The 14,649-nt window shown below is 66.5% G+C and carries 13 protein-coding genes, 1 tRNA gene and 1 pseudogene; 9 read left to right on the top strand and 6 right to left on the bottom strand.

Annotation, left to right across the window (positions count from 1 at the left end; all coding sequences use genetic code 11):
* Nucleotides 1-47: 47 nt before the first annotated feature.
* Nucleotides 48-2,258, bottom strand: a complete 2,211-nt coding sequence (locus HWX76_RS09145; RefSeq protein ID WP_176015709.1) for a hypothetical protein — start codon at nt 2,256-2,258, stop codon at nt 48-50.
* Nucleotides 2,259-2,649: 391 nt separating this feature from the next.
* Here HWX76_RS09145 and HWX76_RS09140 point away from each other — a divergent pair, with 391 nt between their 5' ends.
* The 4 genes from HWX76_RS09140 (at nt 2,650) to HWX76_RS09125 (ending at nt 5,756) form a co-directional block, all read left to right on the top strand.
* Nucleotides 2,650-3,363 carry a methyltransferase domain-containing protein gene (locus HWX76_RS09140; protein WP_050012473.1) on the top strand — a complete coding sequence of 238 codons (714 nt, stop codon included), beginning with the start codon at nt 2,650-2,652 and terminating at the stop codon, nt 3,361-3,363.
* Between the two features lie 143 nt (nt 3,364-3,506).
* Nucleotides 3,507-3,583: transfer RNA gene (locus tag HWX76_RS09135), tRNA-Pro, on the top strand.
* 140 nt (nt 3,584-3,723) lie between these two features.
* Nucleotides 3,724-4,932 carry an outer membrane protein assembly factor BamC gene (gene bamC / locus HWX76_RS09130; RefSeq protein WP_176015708.1) on the top strand — a complete coding sequence of 403 codons (1,209 nt, stop codon included), beginning with the start codon at nt 3,724-3,726 and terminating at the stop codon, nt 4,930-4,932.
* 533 nt (nt 4,933-5,465) lie between these two features.
* Nucleotides 5,466-5,756, top strand: coding sequence for a putative quinol monooxygenase (locus HWX76_RS09125; protein ID WP_050012475.1), 291 nt, complete (start codon nt 5,466-5,468; stop codon nt 5,754-5,756).
* 48 nt (nt 5,757-5,804) lie between these two features.
* On the opposite strand, the gene HWX76_RS09120 is transcribed toward HWX76_RS09125, so the two are convergent.
* The 3 genes from HWX76_RS09120 to HWX76_RS09110 form a co-directional block, all read right to left on the bottom strand.
* Complete coding sequence (locus HWX76_RS09120) at nt 5,805-6,062, bottom strand: hypothetical protein (RefSeq protein ID WP_034184019.1); 258 nt, start codon at nt 6,060-6,062, stop codon at nt 5,805-5,807.
* A gap of 136 nt (nt 6,063-6,198) precedes the next feature.
* Entirely contained in the window at nt 6,199-6,462 is a 264-nt protein-coding gene (locus HWX76_RS09115) for a hypothetical protein (protein WP_050012476.1), read from the bottom strand.
* A gap of 220 nt (nt 6,463-6,682) precedes the next feature.
* A complete protein-coding gene (locus HWX76_RS09110; RefSeq protein ID WP_050012477.1) occupies nt 6,683-7,399 on the bottom strand; it encodes a YdcF family protein in 717 nt (238 codons plus the stop codon).
* 160 nt (nt 7,400-7,559) lie between these two features.
* Between HWX76_RS09110 and HWX76_RS09105 the strand changes: the two genes are divergently transcribed.
* Nucleotides 7,560-7,877, top strand: a complete 318-nt coding sequence (locus HWX76_RS09105; RefSeq protein WP_050012478.1) for a hypothetical protein — start codon at nt 7,560-7,562, stop codon at nt 7,875-7,877.
* A gap of 193 nt (nt 7,878-8,070) precedes the next feature.
* On the opposite strand, the gene HWX76_RS09100 is transcribed toward HWX76_RS09105, so the two are convergent.
* Nucleotides 8,071-8,322: a hypothetical protein gene (locus tag HWX76_RS09100; RefSeq protein ID WP_050012479.1), complete on the bottom strand. Its 252-nt coding sequence runs from the start codon at nt 8,320-8,322 to the stop codon at nt 8,071-8,073.
* A gap of 211 nt (nt 8,323-8,533) precedes the next feature.
* Nucleotides 8,534-8,920 (bottom strand): annotated as a pseudogene (locus HWX76_RS09095) (transposase); the annotation flags it as partial.
* Between the two features lie 430 nt (nt 8,921-9,350).
* Here HWX76_RS09095 and HWX76_RS09090 point away from each other — a divergent pair.
* The 4 genes from HWX76_RS09090 (at nt 9,351) to rluB (ending at nt 14,625) form a co-directional block, all read left to right on the top strand.
* On the top strand, nt 9,351-10,253 hold the full coding sequence (locus tag HWX76_RS09090; RefSeq protein ID WP_089488385.1) for a LysR family transcriptional regulator: 903 nt from the start codon (nt 9,351-9,353) through the stop codon (nt 10,251-10,253).
* 74 nt (nt 10,254-10,327) lie between these two features.
* Nucleotides 10,328-11,530, top strand: a complete 1,203-nt coding sequence (locus tag HWX76_RS09085) for a pyridoxal phosphate-dependent aminotransferase (protein WP_050012683.1) — start codon at nt 10,328-10,330, stop codon at nt 11,528-11,530.
* Between the two features lie 272 nt (nt 11,531-11,802).
* Nucleotides 11,803-12,834 (top strand): SMC-Scp complex subunit ScpB, encoded by a 1,032-nt coding sequence (scpB, locus tag HWX76_RS09080; protein ID WP_050012481.1) that lies wholly within the window; start codon nt 11,803-11,805, stop codon nt 12,832-12,834.
* Between the two features lie 60 nt (nt 12,835-12,894).
* Nucleotides 12,895-14,625 carry a 23S rRNA pseudouridine(2605) synthase RluB gene (gene rluB, locus HWX76_RS09075; protein ID WP_089488386.1) on the top strand — a complete coding sequence of 577 codons (1,731 nt, stop codon included), beginning with the start codon at nt 12,895-12,897 and terminating at the stop codon, nt 14,623-14,625.
* Nucleotides 14,626-14,649: the final 24 nt, after the last annotated feature.

Raw genomic sequence — 14,649 nt, 5'->3', positions numbered from 1 at the left:
GTTGGCGACCGCCACCGGGCTTTTTTCATGCGGGTCGCGCCTGCGGATCAGCGCGACGCGAGCGGATTCTTCCGGCCCATGTCGACGACCAGCGTGCCGTCCGGCAGCATCCGCACCGAGCCCTGCGCGACCTGGTTGCGGTACCCGTACAGGTCGAACCGCATCGGGCCGGCCTCGGCCGAATTCCGGATCAGCGCGCGCACGTTCAGTTCGAGCACGTTGAACATCTTCATGTCGCCGCCTTCCATCCACATGTAGCTCGGCGCATCGATCTGCGGCCGCTTCGGCGCGGGCGCGCCCGGTGCGCGCCGGAACGTCAGACGCAAGCCGTCGCGCTCGACCGTCGCCTGCGCGAGCTTGCCGTTCAGCACGGGCGGCGGGAACACGGTGTACTGGTCGAGCACGAGCGTGTCGCCGCGCAGTTCCGCGCCGCGCCGCTGCAGCGGCGTCAGCGACGACAGCTCGATGCCGAGCGAGCGCAGTAGCGTCGCCTGCGGGATGCCGAGCACCGACACCTGCGACGGCTTGAATGCGAGGTGGCGGTCGTCGAGCACCGTCAGCGAGCCCTTCATGTCGGTCGGCAGCCAGACGCCCGGCACGTGATTCCACAGCTTGATGCCGCCCTGGACGCGCAGGTTCTGCCCGTCCGCGCTCAGTTGCAGGCCGTTCAGCGAACGCGGCGAATAGTCGAGCAGGTAGTCGTTGAACAGCGCCGACATCGCCTTCCACGACTCGACGACCGTGCCGCCGAGAATGCGGATGTCGTACTGGTTCGGGTCGTCGAGATCGACGGGTTCGCCGGCGCGCTTCGACACGAGTTCCACGTCGAGATCTTCGACATGAAAACCGATATCGCCGGACAGGTTGAAGTCGACGTTGCGCAGATGGATCGTCGGGTTGCGGTTCGACACGTGCCGCTCGTTGAACGGCGTCGTCGACGTGCGCCGCATCGCGACCTTCTGCATGCCGGGCCGCGCGGCGTCCGCCGCGAGCGCGTACGCTTCCCAATGCTGGCGCACGTCGCGCAGCGCATTCTGCTGCGCGGCGAGGAAGCTGTCGTTCAGGCGCGCGGCCGCGTTGCCGAGCAGCGCGCCGCTGGCCGGGCCCGCATATGTAGGCATCCGGATCGCCATCGCGCCGCTTTCGTCGAAGTTGAAATAGCCGGCCGATACCTGGTCGCGATAGTGGTACAGGTCGAACACGAACGTCTGGTCGCGCTTCGACGCGTCGAGCGGAGCGATCAGGATGTCCGCGTTCATCGGCATCGAGCGCATGAATTTCACGTCGCCGCCGCGAATGTACATCGCTTGCTGCGGCGCGTTCGCGGGCATCGCGAAGCCCGCATGCGTGCCGTCGTCGAGCTTCAGGTCGAGGCCCGCCGGCGTCACGCGCAGCGCGGTGATCGTCAGCTTCAGGCGCGGCGGCGGCATCAGCTTGTCGACCGCCATCACGAGATCGTCGCCGGCGAGTTGCGCGATCGGCGTCTCCACCTTCAGCAGGTCGGCCATTTTCACGTTGGCCGCGCGCATCACCGGCTGCGCGTCGAGGCCCGACACGCGTACGCCGGTCGGGTGGAACACGAGCTGGCTGCCGTCGCGGATCGCGAGCGTGCCGGTCAGCGAGAACGGTACCCAGCCGTCGCGCTGCATCTCGCCTTGCAGATGGATCACGCCGTCGCCGGCCGATACCGCGAGCTTGCGCAGCGGCGCGTTGCGATAGCCGAAGATGTAGGTGTTGAAGAGGGCGGTCAGCTTCGCGTTGTCGAGCGTGACCGTGCCTTCGTGCACGTCGATCTCGAAGCTCGTCGGATCGTCGAATACGATCGGCGCGCCGGCCTGCGTGGGCACGAGCGTGGCCGACAGCTGATGAATGAAGAAGCCGAGATTGTTGACGACGCGGAAATCGACGTCGCGCAGGAACGTCATCGCGCCGTTCTGGCCCGAGTCGCGCAGCGTGAACGGGCGCGGTTGCGTGAGGCTGATCGACGCGAGCGACGGCACGGTGCGCGCGATTTGCTGCTCGCGCGCGAGGCGCTCCGCCTTCGTGCGTTCTATCTTCGTCGATGCGATCGACGTGTTGCTGTCGCGCTGCGCGGCCGATTCCGCGCAGCCGGCGCAGAGCAGCGTGAGCGCCAGCGCGCCGCAGCCGAACACGCGGGATGTCGTGTGTGATCGCGGGGCGGCCGTGCGTCGCAGGCCGGCAACCCGGTCGAAAATTGCCAAAGGCGAGCGATGGCCGCGCCGGACCGCATTCCGCATCGTCTGTCTCCATGTCTTGTCTTGATCGACGGGGGCGCGCGCCACTGCACGGCGCGAGCGTCGATGCCGTGCAGTGTGTCATAGCGCGCTAGAGCGGCGTTACCAAACAACGGCCGCCCGGTTACGGCGCGCTGGCGGGCTGCCGGACAATGGTTTCGCGGTGGATGGACGGGCGGATCAAACGGTCGTTTGGTTTGTCCGGACCGTCGGCCGGCGTCTTTCGACGCGCCCCTGAAAACCCGCGGTCGACCATGACCGGCGCGGGTTTCACCGGATGCCGAAGTGGCGCGGCCCCGGGCATCGACGGATACGATCGGCGAGGGCGGCGAGGTAAGATCGGCTCAGTGGCGAATTCGACATCACAACACGGCAGCCATCACGGGGAAGCGCCATGGACCTGAAGGAAGTCGACGTACTGGGTGCGGGAGTGGGCGATCACTGGTACTACGCGTCGAAGGCGAGCGCCATTCGCCGGTTCCTGGGCGCGTCGGGCGTGAACCGGATACTCGACGTCGGTGCGGGCTCCGGCTTTTTCTCGAAGCATCTGCTCGAGCGCACGCCGGCGACGGAAGCATGGTGTGTCGACACGAGCTACGCCGACGACAGCGATGGCGAAGAGGCCGGCAAGCCCATCCACTTTCGGCGCTCCGTCGATCGATTCGATGCCGATCTCGTGTTGCTGATGGACGTGCTCGAGCATGTCGACGACGACGTCGGGCTGCTGACGCAGTATGTGAAGGGCGCGCCTGCGGGCAGCCGGTTCCTGATCACGGTTCCCGCGTTCCAGTTTCTTTGGAGCGGCCACGACGATTTTCTCGAGCACAAGCGCAGGTATACGCTCGGCGGCCTCGAGGACGTGGTCCGGCGCGCGGGGCTCGACGTCGAGCACGGCGCCTACTATTTCGGCCTGACGTTTCCGCTCGCGGCCGCACTGCGGCTGGGCGAGCGGGCGCGTTCGCATCCGCGCGAGCCTGCGTCGCAATTGCGCCGTCATCATCCGTTCGTCAACGGTTTGCTCAAGACGATCTGCCGCATCGAGTTGCCGATGTTCCGCTTCAACCGCATCGCCGGCCTGACGGTCATCTGTATCGCGCGCAAGCGGTGACGGTGACGGTGAAGGCGATGCGGGTTCGATGCCGCGGATTGCTTGCATCGGCACGATCGCGCCAAAAAATTTCACGAGGGCAGGCACAAAATGCATGCGACCCGTTCTAAATCGGGGAACTGTCTGTTATAATTTTTTTCTTTCGGGGCGTAGCGCAGCCTGGTAGCGTACCTGCATGGGGTGCAGGTGGTCGGAGGTTCAAATCCTCTCGCCCCGACCAGACAAGAACCCGCGTCAGTTCAAGCTGACGCGGGTTTTTTCTTGGCCGTCGCTTTTTTGCACATCGCGGCGCGGCCCCGGTAAAATGCACGGTTGATCCACGGAAAGCGCCGTGATTTAGCGGAAGAGGATTCCCCGAACATGACTGATCTTCGTCTTACCATGCGGTTCGCTGCAGTGCTCGCCACCGGCGCGCTCGTCGCCGGTTGCGGTACGTCGTCGCCCACGAAAGTGGACTACAAGAGCGATTCGAAATCGAAGGAAGCGTCGCTCGCAGTGCCGCCCAACATGCTCGACGAGACGGCCGATCAGCGTTCGCTGCCGCCCCAGGGCGGCGCGACTTCCCTGTCCGCGCTCAAGCAGGTCCAGCAAGCCGCGCCCGCGCTGGACACCGTCGCGCCGGCCGTGGCCGGCATGCATATCCAGCGCGACGGCACCGAAAGCTGGCTTGTGATCGACGGCAAGCAACCGGCCGCGATCTGGCCGCAGGTTCGCCGTTTCTGGCAGGAGCAGGGCTTCCTGCTCGTCGTCGACCAGCGCGACAAGGGCGTGATGGAAACCGATTGGAACGAAACCCATCCGCAGATCAACGACGGCCTGATCCGCAGCGTGATCTCGAAGGCGATGGGCAATTCGTACGTGACGGCCGAGCGCAACAAGTACCGTACGCGTCTCGATTCGGCGCCGAACGGCGGCACCTACGTGTTCATCAGCCAGAAGGGGATGCGCGAGGCGATCACCGGCGCGAACAACGATTCGAGCAAGTGGGAGCCGAAGCCGAACGATCCGGCGCTCGAGACGGAATACCTGAAGCGGCTGATGGCCGTGCTCGCGCAGAACGAGCAGCGCGCGAAGAACGGCGAACCGCCGATCGCGAACATCAAGGACGACGCAGTACCGAAAGACAAGAAGGCCGATGCCGACGCGTCGTCGAAGGCCGCTGCGGCAATCGCCGCGCAGAACGTGTCGCGCACGTCGGCGCAAGGCAGCGACGCGGCTGATGCGGCCGTGCCGTCCGAAGTCACGCTCGGCGAGCCGTACGACCGGTCGTGGCTGCACGTCGGTCTCGCGCTCGATCGCGCGAACTTCACGGTCGACGATCGCGATCGCTCGAAGGGGCTGTATTTCGTGCGCTATGTCGATCCGAAGGATCTGAGCTCGGCCGAGCAGGGCTTCTGGAGCCAGCTGTTCCACGGCAAGAAGGAAAAGCAGGCGAAGCAGTATCGCGTCAACGTGAAGGCGCTCACTGCCGATCAGACGCGTGTCGCGGTCGTCGACGATGCGGGCTCGATCGACACGTCGTCGCCGGCTCGGCAAATCATGGGATTGCTCGTGAATCAGCTCCGCTGATCCCGGCGTTTCCCGCACTCCTGAAAAGCCCGCCATCCGGCGGGCTTTTTTCATGGCTGCTCGCTGGCGCGTGCGATTGTTCTAGTGGTTCGGCCCGCCTCGTGACGTTACGTAACATTCGGGCGTTACGACGACAGAACACGTGTCACATTGTCGCCGATCCAAAAAATTGTCCTTACAAATCAAAGGAGTGTCGTGCATGTCGAGCTTGGCACGTAACCTGCTTTATAGGTTGGAATCGTTAGAACGGGGAGGCTGGCGTCAGCGTCCGGAGCGTGCGCCGCGTGCGCCGAACAACGGTCTCGATGCCTTCACATGCCGACGCGACAAGCGTCCGCACAACAGATGATGATCCGCACCCGCGTGCGGATCTCGATGGCCCCGTCGCCTATCCTCGTAGGGCGACGGTTTCGCCCGCGCTTCTCTGAAGCGCGGGCTATTTTTTTTGTGCCATCGTCATGCCGTATCGGCGTAGCCGATGCGCGCTGCGGGATTCGCGTATTCTCGGACTTTTTCGGACGAAGGAGGCGGGAATGGCGGAAATTGCAGTCGTGGCGCTGATCGTGGCGAAGCCGGGCGCGGAGGAAAAACTGCGCACCGTGCTCGAGGGTATCGTCGAGCCGACCCGCAACGAAGCCGGCGCATTGCAGTACGACTTGCACCGGGATCTGAAGGAGCCCGCGCGGTTCGTATTCGTCGAGCGTTGGGAGAGCGAGGAGGCGTTGGCTGCTCATGCGCGTTCCGCGCATATTCTCGCTTATCGCGAGGCGGCCGCGGACTGGATCGAGCGTTCCGAAATCCGCGTGCTGTCGAAGCTCCTCTGAACGCGAGCAGGCCAGGGCGACCGGACGTGTCCGGTCGCGGGCGGCGCGTCAGTGCGACGTGCCGGGTACGTCCAGGATCAGGATGATCGTCCAGTCGGCGTCGCCGTCATGGTGATACTGGCGCTCGGCAACGATGAACGGTTGCTGCTTGCCTTGCGGGCCGAGGAACAGCACGTCGCCTTCCATCGGCAGGCACTCGATCGGCGGTAGCGCGAGGAACGCGTCGGCCGAGCCGCGGGGCATCAGTTGCTTGATCTGGCGAGTGGCGGCTTCGGTCCACTCGATGTCGAGTTGAATGTTGCTCATGCTGTCCTCCGCACCGGGGTGCGCACGGGTGGAAAATTTCGGTGCGCGACTTTAGCACAGCGCGCAGGCGCCGCAACCAAAAAAGCCGAACCCGGCTGCCCGGATTCGGCTTTTCGCTGAAGCGGTGCCGCCGAACTTACTGGCTGGCAGCGTCTGCAGCCTTCGCCTTCTTGGCGGCCTTCTTGTGATGCGCAGCCTTCTTGCCGTGGTGATGCTCTTCCTGCGCCGCCGGCTGAGCCGCTTCGGCCGCTTGTTGCTGTTGCAGCGCTTGTGCACGCTGCTCGATCTCGGCGATCTTGGCCGGATCGGTGATGGTTTGAATCTGCGTGCTCTCTTGCGCGTACGCTGCGCCAGTCAGCGCCGACATCGCTACCAGGATAGCCAGGGACGTCTTCTTCATTGCTTTACCTCCGCTAAGTGGTGATGAACCCGAGTGTTGCCGTTTTGTCTGGCGACTGCCGTCGAGTGCGTGTCGAGTGTAACAAAAGTGACGGATCAATGTGCACCGGATCGTCGCACGACGCAAGACCTCGTTGAAGTCGCGCAACACTTCGCGCACTTCGTCACGCGTCTGCCATCCGGGTGGCACCGCGATTTTCGCGCCGGGTTTCCCGGTGTCGTCAAAACCAGCCGAGCCAGCGATACACGTGGAATTGCGCGATTCCCACCAGCTCGTGCAGCGCCTGCGCGGCGTTGGCCACATTGCGCCAGCGCGGCAGCCAGCCCGTCTGCGCGCGGCGGAGATTCGCATAAACGGGCTGCGGATCGATGCCGAAACGGCGGAAATCGAGCAGGGCGCGGCGCATCTGATACGACGACGTGACGAGAATGCGCGCGTCGTCATACTGTGAGCGTAGTATAGACGCAGTGAATTTCGCGTTTTCGTAGGTCGTGCGGCTGTTCGGTTCGAGCACGAGGTCGGCGGGCGCCACGCCCTGCGCGACGAGCTGGCGTCCGTAGACGGCCGCCTCCGTGTCGCCGTGATGTTGCGGGTCGCCGCCCGACATCACGACGGTGCAGCGCTGGGCCTGCTGCCGGCACGTGCGATAGAGCGCCGCCACCTTGCGGATGCGCGCGACGCCGTCCGGCGGCGGCTGCAATCCGGTGTCGGTGCGGTGCGTGCCGGCGCCGATGAGGATCAGCGTGGTGCGCCCATGCATGTCGGGGCGCTCGACCGGCGTGACGCCGGCCTCGGTCCACGCGATCAGCGGCGCCGCGAGCCAGCCCGTCGCGAGCAGCCAGAACAGCGCGGCGGCGGCGATCGAAATGGTTCGACGCTGCTTGCGGCAGAGCATGAAACCGATGAAGAGAAGTACAAATGAATCGAACAGAATCAATTTGATTGGGGTATGGTGTCTTTTTATGGACGGCTGACGATACGGCCCTGACGCGACGCCGAACAACGTTGGCCTCCAGAATCGGTGGCGGTTTCGGCGGGCGGAGACCCCGCCCGGTGCGCCGCTTCGCATTGTCGCTGCACTTTAAGAAAGAATCGAGATGGCCACGTATTCCAACGAAGCGGTGCTCGACGCATTGAGACGAGTGCAGTACCGCCAGGTACCGTGGGCACGCCGCCCGGGCGTGTTCGAGTATCTCCGTTCGCTCGGGCTGATGGACACGGTCAGGCAGAAGACCGTTGCCCCCGCACCGGGCTTTCATGCACCGGTCGACATTGCCGTACTGACCGACAGCGGTCGAGCCGAATTCTCGCGCCTCGAGCGCGCCGAGAAATTGCTTTCCTGGACTGATCGCCGCATGGACGACTACGCATTGAGCGAAGCGGGCGCCGTGGCGATTCTCGAAAGCCGCCTGTAGCGGGCTTCATCCCGGCCCGTGCATCGCCGCGCAGGCCGGCGATGCAAAAAAAAGCCCGTATCGCGAGGATACGGGCGTACCGGATACTTTTGCTGCTGCCACGCTGTGCTCATGGCAACGATGTGACTCGCCGCATGCGGCGCAGTTCCCGGATCCGGGCATTTTCTTTGGCGAAATCTCGAAATCGACAGGACTACGGATGACGCGACATGCCGGGTGGCTGTGAGCCGATCCGCGCCCGAGCGTTGCTGGCGATATCGCCGCGCAAGTCGCCGCGCGGCACGGTTTGCCGGCTCGACGAGTTGGCGGCCGGCGGCTGGCGGAGGCTGTTGCGGTGGTCCTGCTGGCGATGGGGCGGCTTCGCGCGATCGTCGGCATGGGCCGGAGCGGCCAGCGCCACGGAAACGACAATGCCGCATGCAACGAGCAGTGACATTGTTTTCATGGCGGGGCTCCCTCTCAAGCCGTCCGTGCGGCCTGTTGATATGACGCTAAGGTAAGCGTGGGAGTGCAGGCTTGCTGTAAATATTGGTAAATAGATGTTTCGCGGCACGACAACGGTAATCGACGGCAAAGCGTGCGACGCAACGAAGTCGCGTCGCAGAAAGACACCGGGCGGCCGCAGCCGCCCGATCGAGCATTCGTTACGCCATCTTGACGGGGGCGCGCCAGGATTCCGGATTGGTCCAGAAGGCGCCGCGCAGCCGGTCGCGGCTCGGCGGGGCGGGCGGCTTCGCCGCGCTTGCGCCGATGCGTCCGCGCAGCGAGATTTGCCGGCCGCTCGTGCCGAGTCGTTTCACGATTTCGGCGAGCGTACCGTCCGCCTGCCATTCGTCGAAGCGGCGGCGGCAGGTCGGCGGGGACGGGTAGCGGCCCGGCAGTTTCGACCAGCCTTCACCCGTCGACAGCACCCACAGCACGGCGTTGACCACCGACCGGGCTTCCACGCGGGGACGGCCGCGCCGCTCGCTCCGCGCGGGCTCCGAGCAAAACAGACCCTCGACCAGCGCCCACTCGTTATCTCTCAAATCGTCGAACAGCATCATGTCCTCACCTCAGCGAAGCTAACTCCGGTGCGCTGCCCTGCGCCGCGCACTCTTCAAGCACTCGAGCGTCGAGTGCCGGGTGGGGGCGTCCGGTTGGCCGGCAGCGGCGTTTCTGCTCTTCCGTCCGACGAACCTGCACCCTGTGCGCAAGGTAATGCACGAAGCGTGCCATGTCGGAGGTGAATCCCTCGAGAGCCGCTTGGCAGCGAGCTAACGGCTAAGTCAGCTAGGGGCGTATAAGACGCCAAAATAACCCGTCAGCAAATCGGGACAATCACCAATCTTGTGCAATTCGCCCATGTCACGTGCGTTTGCGAATCTATTGCACCGCAGCGAAACATGGACGGCGGGGGCCAGATTCGCTCACCGCGGACGGCTTCGCACATTAGAATCACGCATCGATATCGGCGATTGATGAGGTCGGGACATGAACGTTACGCTGCGCCAGCTTCGCGTGTTCATCGAGGTCGCGCGGCTCAAGAGCTTCAGTCGGGCGGGTGACGAGATCGGGCTCACGCAGTCCGCGGTCAGCCGTTGCGTGCGTGAGCTCGAGGCCGAACTCGGGTTGAAGCTGATCGACCGGACGACGCGCGACGTGCAGCTGACCGACGTCGGCGGAAACCTGATCGCGAGCGTGTCGCGCCTGCTCGACGATCTCGACGACACGCTGCGCGAGATTCGCGAGATTGGCGAGCAGCGTCGCGGGCGCGTGATCGTCGCGGCAAGCCCGACGATCGCCTGCAGGCTGATGCCGCGCGTGGTGGCGTCGTGCGAGCGCCAGTTCCCGTTCGTGACGCTCGGCCTGCGCGACGACGTGCAGAGCGACGTGCTGCGCAAGGTGAAGTCGAGCGAAGTCGACTTCGGCGTCGTGATCGGGCCGCTGACGGTCGCCGATATCGTCTGCGAGCCGCTGATGACCGATTCGTTCTGCCTCGTCGCGCGCGCCGACCATCCGCTTGCGGCGCGGGCCGAGGTGCCGTGGACGGCGCTCGACGGCGAGCGCCTCGTGCTGCTCGATCATGCGTCGGGCAGTCGGCCGCTGATCGACGCGGCGCTGGCCACGCATCGCGTCAACGCGACGGTCATGCAGGAACTCGGGCATTCGGCGACCGTGTTCGGGCTGGTCGAGGCCGGTGTCGGCGTAAGCGTGCAGCCGTGGCTGTCGTTGCCGCTGCCTGCCGGCTCGACGCTGGTCGCGCGGCCGCTCACGCCGCGCACCGAACGCACCGTCGAGCTGGTGCGCCGCCGCGACCGGTCGTTGTCGCCCGCCGCGCAGGCGATCTGGGAGCTCGTGCGGCAGATGCCGGCAAGGGCCGAGGATCTCGACTGACGTGCGCCGCCGTGCGCCGGTCCGGCTTGCCGGCCGGTACACTACGCGGATCGTGTTCCTCCGCGGTGTTCTCGATGACGCATTCCGCAGGTTTTTTCCCGCCGCACGATGAGCCGGCGGCGCGCACCGCGGTGCATGCGCTGCGGCCGTCGCTGATCCGCGAGGTCGCGAACGCCGGTTTCGGCGTGCCGGACATGCTGCCGTTCTGGTTCGGCGAATCCGATCGCGTGACGCCGGACTTCATCCGCGACGCCGCGGCGGCGGCGCTGCGCGACGGCGCGACCTTCTACACGCACAATCTCGGCACGGCGCCGCTGCGCGACGCGATCGCGGCCTACGTCAGCGCGCGTCACGGTGCGACGGCGGCCGACACGGTCGCCGTGACGAGTTCGGGCGTGAGTGCGCTGATGCTGGCCGCCCAGATGCTGGTCGGGCCGGGCGAGCGTGTCGTCGCCGTCACGCCGCTGTGGCCGAATCTCGTCGAGATTCCGAAGATTCTGGGAGCGCAGGTCGATTGCGTGCCGCTCGGCTACGGCGACGCGGGCTGGCAGCTCGACGTCGGCCGGCTGCTCGCGGCGCTGACGCCCGATACGCGGATGCTGCTGATCAACTCGCCGAACAACCCGACCGGCTGGACGATGTCGCGCGACGATCAGCTGGCCGTGCTCGCCCATTGTCGTCGTCACGGTATCTGGCTGGTCGCCGACGAGGTGTACGAGCGGCTTGCCTTCGACGAGGGCGGCGCGCCGTCGTTTCTCGACATCGCGTCTCGCGACGAGCGCGTCGTGGTCGTGAATTCGTTCTCGAAGGCATGGGCGATGACGGGCTGGCGGCTCGGATGGCTGATTGCGCCGGCCTCGGTGATGGGCGACCTGTCGAAGCTCGTCGAATACAACACGTCGTGCGCGCCGGGCTTCGTGCAGGCCGCGGCCGAGGTCGCGTTGCGCGACGGCGAGCCGTTCGTGCGGGCGTTCGTCACGGCGCTGCGCGACGCGCGCGATCACCTGGTCGCCGCGCTGCGGACGCTGCCGGGCGTCGAGGTGCCGCCTCCGCCGGGCGCGATGTACCTGTTCCTGCGGCTGCCGGGGGCGGCCGACAGCCTGGCGTTCTGCAAGACGCTGGTGCGCGACGCGGGGCTCGGCCTGGCGCCCGGGCGTGCGTTCGGCCCGGAGGGGGAGGGGTTCGTGCGCTGGTGTTATGCGTGCGATCCGGCGCGGCTCGACGCGGGCGTCGAGCGGCTGCGCCGGTTCCTTGCGCATGGCGCGGGCGCCCGCTGAAGCGGGGACGGAGCGGGTGCGCCGCCCGGGCGGCGGCCTGTTCCACTCATCTTTACGCACCGGGCAATTTTGCGTAATATGGCGCTCAGTCACGCGGTTCCGTCGTTGAGCCGTGCTGTTCCGTCCGGTTTGGGCCTGGCCTGAAGTTGGTTCGCCGCCCCCGGTTCGTGCTCCCATCAATATGACCGATCAGAATCGGGCGAGCGCGTCTTCCGTTCCTTTCGTCTGTTTGTTGATCCGGTTCGTTTGACCACAGGGTCTGGCCTAGCTGCATGAATACCCAAGAGGCGAAGATCGTCCTCGAGACTGCTTTGATCTGTGCGCAGGAACCGCTGAAGCTTGGCGATTTGCGCAAGCTCTTTGCCGACGGCGTGTCGGCTGACACGGTCCGCACGTTGCTCGAAGACCTGAAACAGGATTGGTCCGGTCGCGGTGTCGAACTGGTGGCGCTGGCGACCGGGTGGCGCTTTCAGAGCAAGCCGGCGATGCGTCATTATCTGGATCGCCTGCATCCCGAGAAGCCGCCGAAATATTCGCGCGCGGTGCTCGAAACGCTCGCGATCATCGCGTACCGGCAGCCCGTCACGCGCGGCGACATTGAAGAGATTCGCGGCGTCACGGTCAATACGCAGGTGGTCAAGCAACTCGAGGACCGCGGCTGGATCGAGGTGATCGGTCATCGCGACGTGCCGGGGCGTCCGGCGCTGTATGCGACGACCAAGCAGTTCCTCGACGATCTCGGCCTGAAGGCGCTCGACGACCTGCCCGCGCTCGAAGAGCCGGCTGCGAACATCGAGGCCGCGCTGCTCGCGCAGCAGGCGATGGATTTCGACGGTGACATGCCGGCGGCCGACGCGCCGCAGGCGCTGGCGGATGAAGCAGTCGCCGGCGAGTCGACCGACGGGGCCGGCGATGCCGCGGCCGACGTCGCGTCGACGCAGGAAATTCCGGGTCGCGATACGCTCGATGCTGATCGCGGGCAAACGGAACAGATTGAACGGACGGAACAGGTTGGCGCCGAAGCAGTGCCGACCGATGTGCAGCCCGAGCCGCAGCGTGCGGATTGGAGCGAGGAAGATCGCAAGCCGGCCGCCGAAGCGGCTGCCGGAGACGGAGCGGAAGCGGCCGGCGGCATGCCCGGCGAGGCCGATCAGGCCGACGCATCCCGCCTCCGTCCTGCGGACGACGAGGCGCTGGACGACACGTCCGACAGTCTCGCGGATGCCGTGCGAAGCGCCAGTGCGCCCATCGGCGCCGACGCGCTGCCGGACGACGAAGCAGAACCCGAACAGCGTCGCGCCTGATCGCGGCCAACTTCTTGCCGCGCCCGCGCCGGGCGCGAGACCTGACATTTTGAGGTTGTTTTGACAGATATCCACGATATTGAATCGTCCGCGCCTGCCGTGCAGGCAGCGCGTGCCGACGATGCGCCGGAGCGGGATGCTTCGGCCGCGGGTGGCGACGAGCGTCCCCGCCGCGGTCTGCGGCGCGGCCCGCGCAGCCTGATCGCGCGGCGTCGCGCGGCGGCCAAGTCGAAGGGCGCCGAAGGCGAGCAGCCGGGTGCCGAGGGCGCGGATGCGCAGCCGGCCGACGCTGTCGACGCGCAGCCGGCGCGTGCGCCGCGCAAGGAAGGCGCGGCCAAGGGCGGTCGCAAGCCGGCCGCCAAGCGCGAAGGCGCACCCAAGGGTGGCCAGGGCGGCCAGGGCCGTCGCGGTGCGGCGAAGGCTGAAGGCGGCCCGGCGAAGGCGGCGGAAGGCGATGCGTCCCAGGACGAGCTGTTCGCATACGTGACGTCGCCCGCCTTCGACGCGGACAACTCCGCGGGCGGCAGCGGCGTGCGTGCGCCGATGCTGCGCCGCGGCCGCAGCCAGCCGGCGAACAAGCGCGTGCTGTCGCCGGACGACGACGCGCCGAAGCTCCACAAGGTGCTGGCGGAAGCAGGCATGGGTTCGCGCCGCGAAATGGAAGAGCTGATCGTCGCCGGCCGCGTGTCGGTGAACGGCGAGCCCGCGCACATCGGCCAGCGGATCATGCCGACCGACCAGGTGCGGATCAACGGCAAGCCGGTCAAGCGCAAGCTGCCGAACAAGCCGCCGCGCGTGCTGCTGTATCACAAGCCGACCGGCGAGATCGTCAGCCACGCGGATCCTGAAGGCCGTCCGTCGGTGTTCGACCGTCTGCCGCCGATGAAGACGGCGAAATGGCTCGCGGTGGGCCGCCTCGACTTCAATACCGAAGGTCTGCTGATGCTGACGACCTCCGGTGATCTCGCGAACCGCTTCATGCATCCGCGTTACAGCGTCGAGCGCGAGTACGCGGTACGCGTCGTCGGCGAGCTGGCCGAAGGGATGCGGCAGAAGCTGCTGCACGGCGTCGAGCTCGACGACGGTCCGGCGAATTTCCTGCGCATCCGCGACGGCGGCGGTGAAGGCACGAACCACTGGTATCACGTCGCGCTGGCCGAAGGCCGCAACCGCGAAGTGCGCCGGATGTTCGAGGCGGTCGGCCTGATGGTGAGTCGGTTGATCCGGACGCGTCACGGCCCGATTCCGCTGCCGCGCGGCCTGAAGCGCGGTCGTTGGGAAGAGCTCGACGACGCGCAGGTGCGCAAGCTGATGGCAACCGTCGGCCTGAAGGCGCCGGCCGAGGAGAAGGGCAAGCGCGGCAGTGCCGGTCCGGCCGAGCGTCGCCAGCCCGACCCGATGGAGACGTCGATGGGCTTCATCAGTCGCGAGCCGGTGCTGACGACGCACGGGCAACTCGACCAGCCGCGTCGCGGCGGTGGCCGACGCGGCGGCCCGGGTCTGCCGGGCCTGAGCGGCTACGGCAGCCTGCCGGTTGCGCCGTCGGGTTATGGCAACCGCGCGGGCGGCGGCCGTGATGGCAATCGCGCAGGCGGCGGCCGCGACGGCAATCGCACCGGCGGTGGTCGCGATGTCGACGGCAATCGCGCGTCGTATGGCGCGGGCCCGAAGCGCGGCGGCAGCAAGGGTGGCGGCAATCGCAATCCGAACGGCAATCGTGCGGACGGCGCCGGCAACGGCGGCGCGCGCGGTGGCCAGCGTCCGCAGCGCAGCCGCACGCGCGGCCGCTAAGCGTCTATTGGGGCACGGCGGCGT

The organism is Burkholderia sp. BCC0398 (assembly GCF_902833245.1).
GTDB lineage: Bacteria > Pseudomonadota > Gammaproteobacteria > Burkholderiales > Burkholderiaceae > Burkholderia > Burkholderia sola.
Note: the sequence above shows the minus strand (reverse complement) of the source record. Positions and strands in the feature narration are given on the sequence as shown.

Bases quoted from the DNA above. Each gene is read 5' to 3' on its own strand.
- HWX76_RS09145 (WP_176015709.1), bottom strand. From the start codon at position 2,258: ATGCGGAATGCGGTCCGGCGCGGCCATCGCTCGCCTTTGGCAATTTTC.
- HWX76_RS09140 (WP_050012473.1), top strand. From the start codon at position 2,650: ATGGACCTGAAGGAAGTCGACGTACTGGGTGCGGGAGTGGGCGATCAC.
- bamC (WP_176015708.1), top strand. From the start codon at position 3,724: ATGACTGATCTTCGTCTTACCATGCGGTTCGCTGCAGTGCTCGCCACC.
- HWX76_RS09125 (WP_050012475.1), top strand. From the start codon at position 5,466: ATGGCGGAAATTGCAGTCGTGGCGCTGATCGTGGCGAAGCCGGGCGCG.
- HWX76_RS09120 (WP_034184019.1), bottom strand. From the start codon at position 6,062: ATGAGCAACATTCAACTCGACATCGAGTGGACCGAAGCCGCCACTCGC.
- HWX76_RS09115 (WP_050012476.1), bottom strand. From the start codon at position 6,462: ATGAAGAAGACGTCCCTGGCTATCCTGGTAGCGATGTCGGCGCTGACT.
- HWX76_RS09105 (WP_050012478.1), top strand. From the start codon at position 7,560: ATGGCCACGTATTCCAACGAAGCGGTGCTCGACGCATTGAGACGAGTG.
- HWX76_RS09100 (WP_050012479.1), bottom strand. From the start codon at position 8,322: ATGAAAACAATGTCACTGCTCGTTGCATGCGGCATTGTCGTTTCCGTG.
- HWX76_RS09090 (WP_089488385.1), top strand. From the start codon at position 9,351: ATGAACGTTACGCTGCGCCAGCTTCGCGTGTTCATCGAGGTCGCGCGG.
- HWX76_RS09085 (WP_050012683.1), top strand. From the start codon at position 10,328: ATGACGCATTCCGCAGGTTTTTTCCCGCCGCACGATGAGCCGGCGGCG.
- scpB (WP_050012481.1), top strand. From the start codon at position 11,803: ATGAATACCCAAGAGGCGAAGATCGTCCTCGAGACTGCTTTGATCTGT.